Source organism: Flavobacteriales bacterium, assembly GCA_016779995.1.
Classification (GTDB): domain Bacteria; phylum Bacteroidota; class Bacteroidia; order Flavobacteriales; family UBA7312; genus UBA8444.
Map to the genome: position 1 here is coordinate 78,343 of JADHMO010000005.1, position 16,816 is coordinate 95,158.

The 16,816-nt window shown below is 33.4% G+C and carries 19 protein-coding genes; 15 read left to right on the forward strand and 4 right to left on the reverse strand.

Features of this window, described 5'->3' with window-relative positions; all coding sequences use genetic code 11:
* The first annotated feature begins 55 nt into the window (after positions 1-55).
* The 9 genes from rsfS (at position 56) to ISP71_05020 (ending at position 7,543) form a co-directional block, all read left to right on the forward strand.
* Positions 56-427, forward strand: a complete 372-nt coding sequence (gene rsfS / locus ISP71_04980) for a ribosome silencing factor (protein MBL6663440.1) — start codon at positions 56-58, stop codon at positions 425-427.
* A gap of 3 nt (positions 428-430) precedes the next feature.
* Complete coding sequence (gene ftsH / locus ISP71_04985; GenBank protein ID MBL6663441.1) at positions 431-2,428, forward strand: ATP-dependent zinc metalloprotease FtsH; 1,998 nt, start codon at positions 431-433, stop codon at positions 2,426-2,428.
* Positions 2,415-2,597: a DUF2007 domain-containing protein gene (locus tag ISP71_04990; protein ID MBL6663442.1), complete on the forward strand. Its 183-nt coding sequence runs from the start codon at positions 2,415-2,417 to the stop codon at positions 2,595-2,597. The genes ftsH and ISP71_04990 overlap by 14 nt, the downstream gene beginning before the upstream one ends.
* The gene (locus ISP71_04995) at positions 2,584-3,405 is read left to right on the forward strand and encodes a phosphatidate cytidylyltransferase (protein MBL6663443.1); all 822 of its coding nucleotides are present in this window, start codon (positions 2,584-2,586) and stop codon (positions 3,403-3,405) included. Before ISP71_04990 ends, ISP71_04995 begins: the two co-directional genes overlap by 14 nt.
* Positions 3,402-4,052, forward strand: coding sequence for a phosphatidylserine decarboxylase family protein (locus ISP71_05000; protein MBL6663444.1), 651 nt, complete (start codon positions 3,402-3,404; stop codon positions 4,050-4,052). The genes ISP71_04995 and ISP71_05000 overlap by 4 nt, the downstream gene beginning before the upstream one ends.
* A 40-nt stretch (positions 4,053-4,092) precedes the next feature.
* The gene (locus ISP71_05005) at positions 4,093-4,437 is read left to right on the forward strand and encodes a hypothetical protein (protein ID MBL6663445.1); all 345 of its coding nucleotides are present in this window, start codon (positions 4,093-4,095) and stop codon (positions 4,435-4,437) included.
* 72 nt (positions 4,438-4,509) lie between these two features.
* Complete coding sequence (locus ISP71_05010) at positions 4,510-5,733, forward strand: insulinase family protein (protein MBL6663446.1); 1,224 nt, start codon at positions 4,510-4,512, stop codon at positions 5,731-5,733.
* Positions 5,733-6,377 (forward strand): O-methyltransferase, encoded by a 645-nt coding sequence (locus ISP71_05015; GenBank protein MBL6663447.1) that lies wholly within the window; start codon positions 5,733-5,735, stop codon positions 6,375-6,377. The genes ISP71_05010 and ISP71_05015 overlap by 1 nt, the downstream gene beginning before the upstream one ends.
* Complete coding sequence (locus ISP71_05020) at positions 6,374-7,543, forward strand: proline dehydrogenase family protein (protein ID MBL6663448.1); 1,170 nt, start codon at positions 6,374-6,376, stop codon at positions 7,541-7,543. Before ISP71_05015 ends, ISP71_05020 begins: the two co-directional genes overlap by 4 nt.
* Here the strand turns inward: ISP71_05020 and ISP71_05025 are convergent.
* The 4 genes from ISP71_05025 to ISP71_05040 are packed head-to-tail and all read right to left on the reverse strand — an operon-like array spanning position 7,540 to position 11,100.
* A complete protein-coding gene (locus tag ISP71_05025) occupies positions 7,540-7,920 on the reverse strand; it encodes a DUF4258 domain-containing protein (protein MBL6663449.1) in 381 nt (126 codons plus the stop codon). The genes ISP71_05020 and ISP71_05025 overlap by 4 nt on opposite strands.
* Positions 7,920-9,125, reverse strand: coding sequence for an alanine dehydrogenase (locus ISP71_05030; GenBank protein ID MBL6663450.1), 1,206 nt, complete (start codon positions 9,123-9,125; stop codon positions 7,920-7,922). Before ISP71_05030 ends, ISP71_05025 begins: the two co-directional genes overlap by 1 nt.
* Positions 9,118-9,534, reverse strand: a complete 417-nt coding sequence (gene tsaE / locus ISP71_05035) for a tRNA (adenosine(37)-N6)-threonylcarbamoyltransferase complex ATPase subunit type 1 TsaE (protein ID MBL6663451.1) — start codon at positions 9,532-9,534, stop codon at positions 9,118-9,120. Before tsaE ends, ISP71_05030 begins: the two co-directional genes overlap by 8 nt.
* 3 nt (positions 9,535-9,537) lie before the next feature.
* The gene (locus ISP71_05040; protein ID MBL6663452.1) at positions 9,538-11,100 is read right to left on the reverse strand and encodes a bifunctional response regulator/alkaline phosphatase family protein; all 1,563 of its coding nucleotides are present in this window, start codon (positions 11,098-11,100) and stop codon (positions 9,538-9,540) included.
* 46 nt (positions 11,101-11,146) lie between these two features.
* Here ISP71_05040 and ISP71_05045 point away from each other — a divergent pair, with 46 nt between their 5' ends.
* The 6 genes from ISP71_05045 to ISP71_05070 are packed head-to-tail and all read left to right on the forward strand — an operon-like array spanning position 11,147 to position 16,769.
* Complete coding sequence (locus tag ISP71_05045) at positions 11,147-12,379, forward strand: HD domain-containing protein (protein MBL6663453.1); 1,233 nt, start codon at positions 11,147-11,149, stop codon at positions 12,377-12,379.
* 16 nt (positions 12,380-12,395) lie between these two features.
* On the forward strand, positions 12,396-13,433 hold the full coding sequence (lpxD, locus tag ISP71_05050) for a UDP-3-O-(3-hydroxymyristoyl)glucosamine N-acyltransferase (protein MBL6663454.1): 1,038 nt from the start codon (positions 12,396-12,398) through the stop codon (positions 13,431-13,433).
* Positions 13,434-14,813, forward strand: coding sequence for a bifunctional UDP-3-O-[3-hydroxymyristoyl] N-acetylglucosamine deacetylase/3-hydroxyacyl-ACP dehydratase (locus ISP71_05055; protein MBL6663455.1), 1,380 nt, complete (start codon positions 13,434-13,436; stop codon positions 14,811-14,813). It begins immediately after the preceding gene.
* 4 nt (positions 14,814-14,817) lie between these two features.
* On the forward strand, positions 14,818-15,597 hold the full coding sequence (gene lpxA / locus ISP71_05060) for an acyl-ACP--UDP-N-acetylglucosamine O-acyltransferase (GenBank protein ID MBL6663456.1): 780 nt from the start codon (positions 14,818-14,820) through the stop codon (positions 15,595-15,597).
* Between the two features lie 5 nt (positions 15,598-15,602).
* Positions 15,603-16,169 (forward strand): elongation factor P, encoded by a 567-nt coding sequence (gene efp / locus ISP71_05065; protein ID MBL6663457.1) that lies wholly within the window; start codon positions 15,603-15,605, stop codon positions 16,167-16,169.
* Complete coding sequence (locus ISP71_05070) at positions 16,170-16,769, forward strand: ribonuclease HII (GenBank protein MBL6663458.1); 600 nt, start codon at positions 16,170-16,172, stop codon at positions 16,767-16,769.
* Positions 16,770-16,816: the final 47 nt, after the last annotated feature.

Sequence of the window (16,816 nt, forward strand, 5' to 3'; positions counted from 1 at the left end):
TTTCTGTATTTTTGCCCCTTAATAAGAATCATAATTTCTAAACGTTTTAATGAGCATAAAAAAAGAGCTAAAAACATCAGATATTCTTGCCAACATCATTATTGAAGGGATGCAAGAAATAAAAGCTAAAGAAATTGTGAGTCTTGATTTAAGAAATATTGAAACATCCGTTTGTGATTTTTTCATCATTTGCCACGGTACTTCTAGCACTCATGCCTCAGCCATAGCTGATTCTGTAATAGAAGAAACACTAAAATCAATTAAAGAAAAACCATGGCATAAAGAAGGATTAACTAACGGTGACTGGATACTATTAGACTATGGGAATGTAGTAGCTCATATTTTCCAAAAAGAAACCCGAGATTATTACAATATTGAAAAATTATGGGGCGATGCTGATATTCAGCTTATAAAAGAAACTGCATAGACAATGAAAAATAAAAAAGAAGAGCCTAAAGGAATCAAATTCAATTTTTATTGGATTTATGCTATCATAGCTGTATTATTTTTTGGCATTCAAATTTTGAATGTGAATACAACATCTGAGACTTCTTGGCAAGAATTCAATAGAAAAATGCTTCAGAGCAAAGAAGTAGAAAAAATTGTTGTTGTAAACAGAGATATTGCTCAAATCTATATCAAAAAAGAATTCCTCAAGCGTGATAAATACGAAGATATAAGTAAGAAATCATTTGGAAATGCAGTCAATGAAGAAGGTCCACATTACTTTTTTCAAATTTCATCTCCTGACAACCTTGAAGAAAAGCTAAAAGAAGCACAAAAGGACTTTCAAGAAGAAGATAGGGTTGAGATAAAATATACCACCCAAAAAGATGTTATTGGCGATGCGTTTAGTTGGATTTTCCCAATTCTTATAATGGTTGCCATTTGGATATTTTTCATGAGAAGAATGAGTGGAGGTGCAGGTGGAGCTGGTGGTCAGATATTCAATATTGGCAAATCAAAAGCTACTCTATTTGACAAAACTAAAGTTAATGTTTCCTTTAAAGATGTAGCCGGATTAGAAGGTGCTAAAGAAGAAGTTGAGGAAATTGTAGATTTTCTTAAAAACCCGAAAAAATATACTGCTTTAGGAGGAAAAATACCAAGAGGAGCACTTCTTGTAGGCCCTCCAGGAACAGGAAAAACTTTGTTAGCAAAAGCTGTTGCTGGCGAAGCACAAGTGCCTTTCTTCTCTCTATCTGGCTCAGACTTTGTAGAAATGTTTGTTGGTGTAGGGGCTTCACGAGTTAGGGATTTATTTAAACAAGCCAAAGAAAAGTCACCCTCAATCATTTTTATTGATGAGATTGATGCTATTGGTAGAGCTAGAGGCAAGAGTAATATTACTGGTGGTAATGATGAAAGAGAAAACACATTAAATCAGCTACTTACTGAGATGGATGGTTTTGGAACTAACTCAGGAGTAATTGTAATAGGTGCTACCAACAGAGCTGACATTTTAGATAGGGCACTATTAAGAGCAGGTCGTTTCGACAGACAAATTTTTGTGGATTTGCCAGACCTTAATGAAAGAAAAGCAATTTTTGAAGTTCACGTAAAACCATTAACATTAGCTAAAGATGTGGATGTAGACTTTTTGTCTAAACAAACTCCGGGTTTTTCTGGTGCAGACATTGCTAATGTATGTAATGAATCCGCTTTAATAGCAGCTAGAAAAAATAAAAAAATCGTTGAAAAACAAGACTTTCTAGATGCCGTAGACAGAATCATTGGCGGTTTGGAAAAGAAGAATAAAATCATCTCAAAAGATGAAAAAAGAACAGTAGCATTTCACGAAGCTGGACACGCTACAGTTAGTTGGTTTATGCAATTTGCATCTCCACTAGTAAAAGTAACCATTGTTCCTAGAGGTCGTTCACTAGGTGCTGCCTGGTATTTGCCAGAAGAAAGACAACTGACAACGACAGAACAGCTAAGACATGAAATGTGTGCTGCATTAGGAGGTAGAGCAGCAGAAAAAATCATTTTCAATAAGATATCAACTGGAGCCCTTAGCGATTTAGAAAAGGTTACTAAACAAGCCTATTCAATGGTTTCTGTATATGGGCTTAGTGACAAGGTCGGAAATATTAGTTTTTATGATTCAAGCGGTAGAGAAAGCTTCAATAAACCTTACAGTGAATCTACAGCAAAACTGATAGACGATGAAGTTAGTAAACTTGTTGAAGATTGTTATCAAGAAACTATCAAGTTGCTAAAAAAACACAAAAGCAAACTCACTAAACTCGCTGAATTACTTTTAGAGAAAGAGGTTATCTTTAAAGAAGATTTATTGGCTATATTTGGACCACGACCATGGGACAAAGAAGAAATCAAGGAAGAAAAACCTAAACCAAAAAAAAGAAAAGCTAAATCTAAAAAAGATGAGCCAAAACAAGTGGACAACGCTAGTGAAGACAAGTAAACCTTATCAACTCAATCTCATAAAAGGTAAATTGTTGGAAAACGATATTCAGTCTGTAATCATCAACAAAATAGATTCATCTTACTTAAACTTTGGCGAAGCGGAACTAAAAGTTCTAGAATCTGATTTTGAAAGAGCTCAAGAAATATTAAACGATGTCGAAAAGTAACCTAATAACTAGAACCATTACGGGTTTACTTTATGGACTTACACTAATAGCAAGTCTTGTAATTAACTATAATACTTTCTATATCTTTTTCTTTATTGTGTTAGTACTAGGTCTTAAAGAATTTTATCAATTAGTAGAAAAAAAAGACATAATCCCTCATAAAAATCTAGGATTTATTATGTCTTTAGGTCTATATTTTTCGTCTTATTTACTACATGTAAATGAAAAAATGAGCTTTTTCACTCTCAATTTAGTTTTAGCTCTTGCCTTTCTGTTATTTGCTGTAGAACTTTTTAGAAATAAAGAAATTAGCTTCGTGAATATTGGCTCTACGATTTTAGGGGTAATTTATGTAGCATTACCACTATCATTACTTACATTTTTAGCTTTCGACACAAACAATCAATACAGCTATCACTTAATTCTAAGCCTATTTATCTTAGTATGGCTGAGCGATGTTGGCGGTTATTTTGCTGGCATAAACTTTGGAAAACATAAATTACTAGAACGCATCTCGCCAAAGAAAACATGGGAAGGTGTTGCTGGTGGCTTAGTGCTATGCATTATAGGTTCATCTATCTTAAGTCAATTTTTTCCCATAATGAACATCTACATGTGGCTAGTCCTTGGAGTATTAGTATGTATAAGCTCAGTAATTGGGGACCTAATAGAATCCATGTTAAAACGCTCAGCAAACATCAAAGATAGCGGCAATATATTACCAGGTCATGGCGGTATTTTAGACCGATTTGATAGCGTCTTATTCGTGATACCAATAGTTTATATTTTCAAATTTTTCATTTTATGAAACTCATTCACAAAGAAGGATACAGAATAATTCTCACAACAATAGTAATACTCTTAGGGTTAAACTATGCTATTGCCTATTTTGGCATAGAATGGCTCAATACAATTACGCTTATAGCTTCTATAATTTTCTTTTTCCTAATCCTACAATTTTTTAGAAATCCAATAAGAAAAGTTACTGCATCGGAAAATGAAGTCGTAGCACCAGCAGACGGAAAAGTTGTTGTTATTGAAGAAGTTGAAGAAACAGAATACTTCAAAGACAAGCGTCTTCAAGTATCCATTTTTATGTCACCAATTAATGTCCATGTCAACAGATATCCGATAAATGGCAAAGTAAAATATGCAAAATACCATCCCGGCAAATATTTAGTAGCATGGCACCCCAAGTCATCAACTGAAAATGAACGCACAACAGTAGTAGTTGAAAACGATAAAATAGCCGTGCTATTTAGACAAATAGCAGGAGCTCTAGCTCGTAGAATCGTTATGTATTCTAAGGAAAATGATATCGCTAACAAAGGTGAAGATTTTGGATTTATTAAATTTGGCTCAAGAGTAGATTTATTTTTTCCTATTGGCACTAAAATTGAAGTAGAACTAAATCAAATAGTTAAAGGAAATAAGACAATTATTGCTAGTTATTAATTAATAATTCGTACCTTCGAATAAACAAAACAATCACAAAATGAAAAAGTTATTATTAGTATTACTCGTAGGTTTTTTATGTAATACCGTAGTTGCACAGACTACAACTGAAAAAACCGAAAATGTAAAGGTTGAGCAAACAGTAAAAAAGTGTTCTGACGACAAAGCAAAAAAATGTTGCAGTAAAGACGCTAAAGCTGACAATAAATCAGAAGCTAAGTCTTGTTGTTCAGGAAAAAAATCAAGTTGCTCTAAAGACAAAGAATCTACATCAAAAAAATGTTCTAAGGGCGATGCATGTTGCTCAAAGACAGGTAAAAAAGTTGCAGATTGCGATAAGAAAAAGCAAGGATGTTGCAAGGCAGACGCCAAGCCATCTAAATAAAATTTATCTTATTTTATTAAAACTCGAATGGTTTAACTGTTCGAGTTTTTTTATTGAAACTAACCAAATAGAATGAGTTTTTATCATCATCAATTAAAAAATGGCATTAGAATTGTCCACAAAAAGACCACTGGCGCAGTTGCTCACTGTGGTCTTATTATCAAAGGAGGTTCTCGCAACGAATCTGATGAAGAACAAGGACTAGCTCACTTTATAGAACACGTTATTTTTAAAGGAACATCTAAAAGAAAAGCCTACCATATATTGAGTAGAATGGAAGATGTTGGCGGAGAACTTAACGCCTTTACTACCAAAGAAGAGACATGTATATACTCATCATTTATGCCTGAGTATTACAATAGAGCATTAGAGTTATTAAGTGATATTACCTTTAACTCAATTTTTCCAAAAAAAGAATTAGAAAAAGAAAAAATAGTAGTTCTAGATGAAATAAATTATTACAAGGATAACCCCTCAGAACTCATATTTGATGAATTTGAAGAACAAGTATTTAGCAACCACGCTCTTGGCAAAAATATTTTGGGCACGCCTCAACACATTCAATCGTTTAACAAAACTATGATTGAAAAATTTATTCAGAAAAATTACCTAAGCAATGAAATCATAATAAGTTCTGTAGGTAATATAAGTATGAATAAACTAATAAAGACTATTGAAAATCATTTCGCTCATTTACCTAAAAGTAATTTAAAAAGAGAAGAAGAACCATTTTCTAATTACCTCAAAAAAGAAGTCGAAGTAAAAAGAAATGGGTTTCAGGCTCATTGTATGCTAGGCGTTGAGGCTTATGGCATCAACCACCCTAAAAAAACAGCCATGATTTTACTCAATAATATTTTAGGGGGACCAGGATTGAATTCAAGGCTAAATCTAGCTATTCGTGAAAAATATGGCTTTACCTATTCCATAGAATCTAATTATACTCCCTACAGTGATACAGGCATATTTTCCATCTATTTAGCATCCGACAATGATAAAATAAACAAGAGTGTTAAGCTAACAAAAAAAGAACTTGTTAAATTTTGTCAAATACCTTTGGGCACACTTCAACTCAAAAAAGCCAAACAACAGCTTATCGGGCAAATTGCCATTGGGCAAGAAAGTGAAGTAAATTTGATGTTAGCAATGGGAAAAAGTATGCTACTTTATAATAAAGTTGATACCTTTGAATCTGTGAAAAACAAAATTGAAGCCATCAGCTCTAATCAACTTTTAGAGGTAGCGAATGAAGTGTTTAACTTAGATAATTTATCTTGTCTGATATATAAAGTATAATGGAGTTTTTACCTGAAAAAATAGAGCAATATGCTTGTAATCATACTCAAGAAGAAAATATTGTATTAGCTGAGCTAAACAGAGAAACTTGGGCAAAAGTTCTCATTCCTAGAATGCTTTCTGGGCACCTTCAAGGTCGTGCATTGAGTATGTTTAGCAAAATGATTAGGCCACAATGTATATTAGAAATAGGCACTTATACAGGATACTCGGCGATATGCCTTTCTGAAGGGCTAAAAGAAGGTGGTAAATTGTATACTATTGACATCAACGAAGAATTGAAATCAATGTCGTCAAACTATTTCGAAAAGGCTGGAATCTCAAAAAATGTAGTTCAATATGTTGGTAATGCTTTAGAAATTATTCCAAAAATAAAGGATGAATTTGATTTAGTATTTATTGATGCTGATAAAGAAAATTATAGCAACTATTTTGAAATAGTCATAGAAAAAATGCCAATAGGCGGCTTTATCATTGCTGATAACGTACTTTGGAGTGGAAAGGTTGTGGAGCAAGTGAACGATAAAGATCAAGAAACAAAGGCACTTAAAGAATTTAATACCCTTGTTCACAATTCAGAAAGAGTGGAAAATATTTTAATGCCAATTAGAGATGGACTAATGATTTGTCAAAAAATTAAATGAAACCACTGTCATTCGAAAATACAGAGATTGCTTTCCAAAGTAAATCAACTAAACAGTTAAATAAATCCTATTGGCTATTTAAATTAGTTGGCAATAATACTCTAGTAAAAATCTCTCCTTTTCTTCTAAAAATTTCCTTTGCTCTAAGACTTCCAATTAAAGGTTTGATAAAACACACCATTTTTGAACAATTTTGCGGTGGTGAATCTATTGACAATTGTGATAAAAGAATACAATCATTAGCTAATTATAACATCGGCACTATTTTAGATTATTCTGTTGAAGGAAAAAGTAGTGAAGATGATTTTAATAGAGTTACACAAGAAACTATACGAACAATTTTAAAAGCCAAAGAAGATGACAACATCCCTTTCGCTGTATTCAAAACATCGGGACTAGCACGTCTAGAATTGCTTGAGAAAGTTAGTAATTCGAAAATGGAGCTTAATGAAGAAGAAAAGGAAGAATTTAAAAGAGTAAAAGAACGTATCAATTCAATTTGTACAACTGCACATAAAAATAATGTTCGTCTTTTTATTGATGCTGAAGAAAGCTGGATACAAGATGCTATTGATGACATCGCTATTTCTATGATGAGAAAATACAATAGTGAACAAGCTATTGTATTCAACACCCTACAAATGTATCGTTGGGACAGATTCGCCTTCCTTAAGCAATCTTATGCTGATGCTGAAAATGGCAATTACTTTTTAGGGTTAAAAATAGTGAGAGGTGCCTATATGGAAAAAGAAAGAGAAAGAGCCGAAAAAATGGGCTACCCCTCTCCAATTCAAAAGGATAAAGCCAGTTGCGACAACGATTATAATTTGGCCTTAAGATTTTGTATTAACCATATTGATAAAATTGCACTGTGTGCTGGAACACATAATGAACAAAGCTCTATGCTTTTAACCCAGCTTATGGCAGAGAGTAATATCCTTAAAAACGACCAAAGAGTATATTTCTCTCAACTCTTAGGAATGAGCGAACATATAAGTTTCAATCTCTCTAAACACGAATACAATGTAGCCAAGTATATGCCCTACGGCCCTGTAAAAGATGTACTCCCCTACCTCATTAGAAGAGCTGAAGAAAACACTTCCATAGCAGGACAAACAGGCAGAGAGTTGGGATTAATAATTAAGGAAAAAAAGCGAAGAGCTTAATAACAAGAACAACTGTCTTGCTCAATAGAGAAGTTTTTTAAGGTGACTTTTTCATCACATAGGTCAAAACCAACACTTAGACGTTCTTTCTCAACAACATAATACTTACAAGGTTCGGCCCGTTGGTCACTTTTCTCAAAGTTTATACTTCCCCCCTCTAAAACATTCAGTACATCTTTTTGGTCTAAGCTGAGACAATCAAGATGACATTGAGCGTCAGGGCTAATATAAATGGTATCACTTTTAAGATGATATAAAACTCTGTAGTCCATATCAAAATACTGAGCGTATTCAACAAACCTACCTGGAAATGCAAAGCGTATAACCATAACACCCAGCAAGACACCAAAGAGAAAAATAAAAAAACGTCTGGCCATTATATACTTGCAATAATTAAATCAATTTCTTTGTAATCTAGGTTAAACCACTCTGCGACCATTTTATTGGTAAGCATACCATGACAAATATATACTCCTTGACGAAGTCCAACATCGCTTACAATAAGATTATCCAAACCACCAAAATCGCCAGTCTTTAAAATTATTGGCGTTAGTAGGTTGCTTAATGAATAAGAAGCTGTTCTAGCAACTCTTGATGGTATATTAGGAACACAGTAATGAACTACTCCATATTTATTGAATGTAGGCGTAGAATGATTGGTCAATTGTGATGTTTCAAAGCAGCCCCCCTGATCAATACTTACATCAATTATTACCGAACCATCTTTCATTTGGGATACCATTTGCTCTGAAACTACACATGGTGTTCTTTTATCATTGGAGCGCAATGCACCAATAACAACATCAGCTCGTCTAAGTGCTTTCTTCAAAACTTTGGGTTGGATAATAGAAGTAAAAACACGTGTATTTAAATCATTTTGAAGGCGTCTAAGTTTAGATAAAGAGTTATCAAATACTTTAACAGAAGCACCTAATCCCATGGCTGATCGTGCAGCAAACTCACCTACAGTACCAGCACCAATAATGACTACTTCAGTAGGAGTAACACCTGCTATACCACCTAACATTAAGCCTTTACCAAGATTGGCATTACTCAAACATTCAGAGGCAATAAGAATAGAAGTATTACCGGCTATCTCACTCATAGAACGAATTAAAGGCATCATTCCAGAATCGTCTTGAATAAATTCGTAAGCCAAGCAATTAATCTTTTTTTGAGCTAACTTTTCAATGAATTTTTTTGAGCGAGTTGTTATTTGTAAAGCCGAGATTAAGGTTTGTCGACCTTTCATCATTTCAATCTCTTCAATAGTAGGAGGCTCTACTTTTAAGATAATATCTGCTTGATAGATTTCTTTAGTATCATAAACAATTTTAGCTCCTGCCTCACTAAACTCAGAGTCAGGAAAGTTAGCACCTTCGCCAGCTTTAGATTCAATTAAAACTTCATGACCATGACTGACCAACAATTGAACGGCGTCAGGAACTATTGCTATTCTACTTTCTTGAAATGTAATTTCTTTAGGAACACCAATAAACAAGGATTTTGCTTGTTTTTTGAGCTCTAACTTTTCTTCTTGAGGAATTAAATCCCCGCTACCAAAAGATGAAATATTAGTCATTGAATACTAATTTTATAATTCTTTGTTCGTTTTCTACATCAATATAAATGTGGTCAAAGTCATCGGGCAATAAATCATCAATCATCGACGGCCATTCTACAAAACAATACGCTGAACTGTCAAAGTAAGATTCTATACCGATATCAAAAGCTTCACCTTTATCTTCTAAACGATAAAAGTCAAAATGATACACTTTCCCATTTATTTCACTAATATACTCATTTACAATTGAAAAAGTAGGGCTTTTAACGACATCTATGACCTTTAACTGCTCACAAATTGATTTTATTAATGTTGTTTTACCAGCCCCCATACTAGCGTGAAATGCAATTTTTTTACTCTTTGAATGCTTTAGTATTTCAGAACTAATGCCATCTAATTGACTTAGTTCATTACAAATCCACTTCATATTTTACTTTGGAATAAGCGTTACAATAGGAATAATCATTTCTTCAAGTGATATTCCTCCATGCTGAAAAGTTTCTTTGTAATGATTAACATAATAATTGAAGTTATTAGGATAGGCAAAGAAATAATCTTCTCTAGCAAAAATATATTTACTACTAATATTCACAGAAGGCAAAAATACATCTTTTGGATTATCAATTTCAAAGACTTCTTTATTATTATACTTCATATTTCTACCTTGCTTGTAGCGTAAATTGGTCGTTAAGTCTTTATCTCCTAACACCTTAGTAGGTTTTTTTACTAATACTGTTCCGTGGTCGGTTGTAATGACTAATTTGTGCTTATTTCTAGAAATAAAAGACATCATATCTTTTAAAGGCGAATGTTCAAACCAAGAAGTAGTTAATGAGCGGTAAGCAGCATCGTCTTCTGCAAGTTCTTTGATAACTTTCATATCCGTTCTGGCATGGGAAAGCATATCCACAAAATTATAAACTATTACATTCAAATTATTATGGGACAGGTTCTGCATATTATCGACTAGCTTTCTACCTGCATCTATATTTGTTATTTTATTGTATGACGTCTTAATTTGACTTTTACCGAGTCGATTTAACTGTGCCAAAAGAAACTGCTCTTCAAACATATTTTTGCCTCCCTCATCGGTATCATTTTTCCACCAATCTTTATGCAGCCGCTCCATTTCTAAAGGAAGGAGTCCAGAAAAAATAGCATTTCTAGAATATTGAGTCGCAGTTGGAAGTATGCTGTAATATAAAGATTCATCATCAATTCTAAAATCTGCAGTAATTGAAGATTCTATCATTTTCCATTGGTCATACCTCAAATTATCTATTACAACAAAAAAGGTACAAGTATCCTCATTTATATTAGGTAGTACCTTTTTACGAAAGACTTGGTGCGACATCAATGGAGAATCCTCTTGGTCGGTCAACCAAGACTTGTAATTAGATTTTACGTATTTGAAAAATTGAGCGTTAGCTTCTGCTTTTTGCATCTCTAGAATTTGTTTCATACCAGCATCACCAGAACGCTCGAGTTCTAACTCCCAAAAGGTGATTTTTTTAAATAATTCTTCCCATTCTTCTTTGTTCATAGATGCTCCAAGTTTCATACCTATGGCTCTAAATTCTTTTTGATAATCAGCATTTGTTTTTTGGCTAACTAATCGCTTTGTATCAATGTGTTTTTTAATGGATAACAAAATCTGATTGGGATTGACTGGCTTAATAAGATAGTCTGAAATTTTTGAACCTATAGCCTCTTCCATTATACTTTCTTCCTCGCTTTTTGTTATCATAATCACAGACAAATTAGAGCGTTTATCTTTTAACTTTATTAAAGTCTCTAATCCCGATAATCCTGGCATATTTTCATCCAAAAAAACCAAATCAAAATGCTGCTTCTCTATGAGTTCAATTGCAGTAACACCATTATTAGCCGTTACGATGGCATATCCTTTATCTTCTAAAAACATTATGTGAGGCTTCAAAAGATCAATTTCATCATCAACCCACAGAATGGTTATCTTTTCATTTAAATTCATATCTTCATCGAGAATTACAGAGATTAAAATTACAGTTATTTTTTGAATGAAAGCATCATCAAAAATCATAAACGACCCATTGTACGGTTTTATTAGTCTGCAGGGCGGAATTATTTTAAATTTAATAGAACACCCTTATTTTCAAAGACTTAGAAGAATTTCACAACTAGGACTAACCAGTCTAGTTTACCCTGGAGCCTTACACACGCGTTTTCATCATGCCATAGGTGCAATGCATTTGATGCAAAAAGCCATTAACGTTTTGCAATCCAAAGGTCATATAATAAGCAATGAAGAAGCCGAAGGCGCAAAAATTGCTATTCTACTACACGACATTGGACACGGTCCATATTCTCACTCCTTAGAGCATAGCATAGTTGAAAATATTTCACATGAAGAGTTATCCCTTTTCTATATGCACAAACTCAATGATGAGTTGGATGGAAAGTTAGACCTAGCAATTCAAATTTTCAAAGATGAATATTCTAAGTCATATTTACACCAATTGGTTTCCAGTCAGCTTGATATGGATAGGATGGATTACTTAAATAGAGATAGTTTTTACTCAGGAGTTCAAGAAGGAGTTGTTGGAGCCGAAAGAATTATTAAAATGCTAGATGTAGTAAATGACAAATTAGTCGTTGAAAGTAAAGGAATTTATTCAGTAGAAAAATTTCTCATCGCAAGGCGATTAATGTATTGGCAAGTCTATTTTCACAAGACAGTAGTAAGTGCAGAACAAATGCTTATCAAAGTCCTACAAAGGGCAAAAGAACTCAGTCAAAATAATATTGAATTATTTGGCACTTCAAGTCTTCAACTTTTTCTAAAAAATAATTTCACTATTGAAGATTTTAAATCTAATCCGAAAGTTTTTGAAGCATTTACCGAACTTGACGATTATGATATTATGGCGTCAATAAAAGAGTGGCAAAATCATTCGGATAATATTTTGGCTTCTTTATCCAATAAAATTGTAAAAAGAGAGTTATTTAAAGTGACACTTTTGGACGAACCAATGGATAACCTTAGCATTTCAAGAATCAAAAAAAATATTATGAATACCTATAATTTAGATGATACAAATGTTAATTACTTTTTATTGGAAGGTGAAATAACTAATAATGCATATAAATTAAATGATTCTGATATTAACATTTTATTCAAGGATAATCTAATTAAAGACTTGATTAGTGCAGCTGACAAATCAACCATTTCAGCACTATGCAATACGGTTAAAAAATATTTTTACTGCTACCCAAAAAACCAACTCATTTGAATTACTTTTGTAAAACATGGTTTACAGAATTGAAAAAATAGCCAAAATTCTTAAAGGGAAATTAGTAGGTGATGGCAATGTGCATATTACCAAGCTTTCAAAAATAGAGGAAGGTAGTAAAGGAAGCCTAAGTTTTTTAGCTAACAACAAATACGAAGAATTTCTGTACACTACAAAAGCTAGTGCTGTAATTATTGGTTCTGACTTTAAAATCGATTTTTCAAGAATTTCTACCAACCTTATAATTGTAGATGATGCATATCAAGGTTTTGCCACAATGTTACAAACATTTAGTGAGTCAAGAAATAATATCGAAGGAGTTCACAAACACTCAAGCATTGAAAAATCCGCCTCTATTGGCAAAAAATGTTATATCGGCTCGAATGTTTACATCAGTGAAAATGTAGTCATTGGAAATAATGTAAAAATATACCCTAACTGCTTTATTGGAGAAAACACTTCTATTGATGACAACACTATATTATATGCTGGGGTTAAAATATATGATCATTGTATAATAGGAAAAAATTGCATGATTCAATCTGGAGCAATCATTGGTGGTGATGGCTTTGGCTTTGCGCCAAATGCCGAAAATGAATACACCAAAGTTGCACAAATTGGAAATGTAATTGTGGAAGATAATGTTGAAATTGGAGCTAATACGACAATTGACAGAGCAACCATGGGCTCAACAATAATACGTCAAGGTGTAAAATTGGACAATCTCATTCAAATAGCCCACAACGTAGAGATAGGTAAACATACAGTTATTGCTGCTCAATCTGGTGTTGCAGGTTCAACAAAAATTGGAGAAAATTGTATGATTGGTGGTCAAGTTGGAATTGTAGGTCACCTTAAAATAGGAAATAATGTAAAAATTGCTGCCCAATCTGGTATACAATCCGACATCAACGACAATGAAATAGTTCAAGGCTCTCCTGCTTTCTCTATTTCAGACTATAAAAGAGCTTATGTTTATTTTAGGCAACTTCCTAAACTGAATAGTTTGGTAAATAGAATAGAAAAAGAAGTAAATAATATACTGAACAAATAAATGCCAAATTATCAACAAACTATATCCACGACTCAATCTATAAGTGGGTATGGGCTTCATACAGGAAGAAAATCCACCCTTACTTTTAAAGCTGCACCAATAAATACTGGCATTAAATTTATTAGAATAGATTTAGAAAATAATCCTGTTATTGAAGCTAGTATAGCTAACCTTGACCAAACAAACAGAAGGACACAACTCAAGAAAGATGATGCTATTGTACAAACAACAGAGCATTTACTTGCTGCTTTAAAAGGTTTAGAAATTGATAACTTATTTATTGAAATTGATAGCCCAGAACTACCTATTTTGGATGGAAGTTCAAAAATGTTCACTCAAGTATTATCAGAATCTGGTATTGAACAACAAAGTGCCCCAAGGAAAGTTTTTAAAGTAACAAAAACTTACCGCTATATAGACGAGGATACTGGTAGCGAATACATCCTAGAACCTGCTAGTGAATTTAAGATAGATGTGCAAATTGATTATAACTCAAAAGTACTTCAACTATCTTCAGCACAACTCAATAGCTTATCAGATTTCAACAATGAAATTTCTGATGCCAGAACATTTGTATTTTTACATGAAATAAAACCCCTATTTGAACAAGGACTAATAAAAGGAGGCAGCCTTAATAATGCTATTGTTTTTGTTGAAGAAAAAGTGAATTCTAAAGAACTTCTTAAATTAGCAGAAATTTTTAATAAAAAAGATATAGATGTTAAAGAGCAGGGAATTCTAAACAATATAGATTTAAGGTATGAAAATGAACCTGCTAGACACAAGCTTTTAGATGTTATTGGAGATTTAGCACTGTGTGGTCACTATATTCAAGGACATCTAAAAGTTATTAAGCCAGGACATAAATCTAATATTGCATTTGCTAAGAAATTAATTCAAATTATGAAAAAAGAAGCACCTATTTACGATCCAAATCAAAATCCTGTTAAGGATATTCATCAGATAATGGATATGTTACCGCATAGACCACCATTTCTATTAATCGATAAAATCATGGAGCTTAGCGACAACCACGTTGTAGGAATTAAGAATGTGACTATGAACGAAGACTTCTTCAATGGTCACTTTCCAGGAGCACCAGTAATGCCAGGTGTACTTCAAATAGAAGCTATGGCACAAGCGGGGGGTATATTGTTACTAAGCACAGTGCCAGACCCTGAAAATTATCTCACCTATTTTATGAAAATTGACAAGGTAAAATTTAAACAAAAAGTTTTGCCTGGAGATACTATAGTTTTCAAATCCGAGTTAATAAGCCCTATAAGACGAGGCATTTGCCATATGTTTGGACAAGCATTCGTTGGAGAAAAACTCGTTATGGAGGCCGAATTAATGGCTCAAATGAAAAAAGTAAAATAATTTGATGTCAAATACATTTTCGAACATATCGCCTAAAGCTAAGATTGGTAAAGGTGTGAAAATTGAGTCATTTGTTTCAATAGGTGACGATGTGGAAATCGGCGATAATTGCTGGATTGGCTCAAACGTCACTATAATGGATGGTGCTAGAATTGGTAACAATTGTAAAATTTTTCCAGGAGCAGTTATCTCAGCTATACCTCAAGATTTAAAATTTGGTGGCGAAAAAAGTATTGTCAAAATTGGAGATAATACTACCGTCAGAGAATTTGCAACTATTAATAGAGCAACCAATTATAGCGGAGTCACTTCAGTTGGCGAAAACTGCCTTATAATGGCTTATGTACATATTGCACATGACTGCCACATTGCAAACAATGTAATTCTTGTAAATAGTGTACAATTGGGGGGGCATGTAGAAATCGCAGAACATGCTATTGTCGGCGGAATTAGTGCTGTCCATCAATTTGTAAAAATCGGTTCATACGCTATGATTTCTGGAGGCTCATTAGTCAGAAAAGATGTGCCACCTTACATCAAGGTAGCCAAAGAGCCTCTGAGTTTTATTGGCATTAATTCTATTGGCCTTTCAAGGAAAGGGTTCAGTGAAGACAAGATTTTAGAAATTCAAAATATTTATAGAAACATATTTCAATCTAATTTGAATTATACTCAAGCTATTGAAAAGATTAAAAAGGATTTTTCTAATAGCAAGGAAATAGAAAACATTATCAAATTCATTAGTGAGTCTGAAAGAGGAATAATCAAAGGATACAAACAATAATCAGTATGGCAACAACAGCAGATTTTAGAAACGGACTTTGCATAAAACACAATAATGACTTGTGGCAAATAATAGAATTTCAACACGTAAAGCCAGGAAAAGGCCCCGCATTTGTAAGAACAAAGTTGAAAAATCTTACCAACGGAAGACGTCTAGATAATACCTTTACTGCAGGAGTAAAAATCGATGTTGTAAGAATTGAAAATAGAAAGCATCAATTTCTATATGCTGACGGCGACACCTATCACTTTATGAACACAGATAACTACGAACAAATTTATATAGATAAAAGTCTTATAAACGCACCGCAATTTTTGAAAGAAGGAGAAAATGCAGATATCCTTTTCCACGCTGAAGAAGAAAAGATATTAGGTTGTGATTTGCCAGCATCTGTTGTATTAGAAGTCACTTATACTGAGCCTGGAATAAAAGGCGATACAGCGACCAACACTCTCAAACCATCTACAGTTGAGACTGGTGCTACAGTTAATGTGCCACTATTCATAAATATTGGCGATAAAATAAAAATTGATACCCGAAAAGGAGCTTATTCCGAACGAGTAAAATCATAAATGCTAAAGGCATTTCATAGCAAAGGACTTACCGAAGCTGGTTGTGACGAAGCTGGCAGAGGATGTTTGGCAGGTCCTGTAGTAGCATCAGCAGTTATTCTTCCAACAAACTTCAGAAACAAACTACTGAACGACTCAAAACAACTCACTCACAAACAACGCCAAACTCTGGAACCTATCATAAAAGAAAAAGCTCTCTCATGGGCAATTGGTGTAGTATCTCCACAAGAAATAGACGAAATAAATATTCTTAACGCTTCTTTTCTTGCAATGCACAGAGCAATCGATAAACTTGAAAGAAATGTTGATTTATTACTCATCGACGGAAATCGATTTAAAACGTACAAAGACATTAAACATTTATGTATAGTTAAAGGAGATTCAAAATTTGCTTCGATAGCAGCAGCATCAGTTCTTGCTAAAAATTTCAGAGATGAATTAATGCTCGATTTGGATTCTAATTTCCCTCAATACGATTGGAAAAACAATAAGGGATACCCAACAGCCAAGCACAGAGAAGCTATTCGTCAAATTGGAGCATGTAAGCACCACAGAAAAAGTTATCAATTGCTACCAGCTCAAATTAAAATTGAATTTTGAAACAATATATAATTATTTAAATTTGAACTATCAATTTCATCTTACAA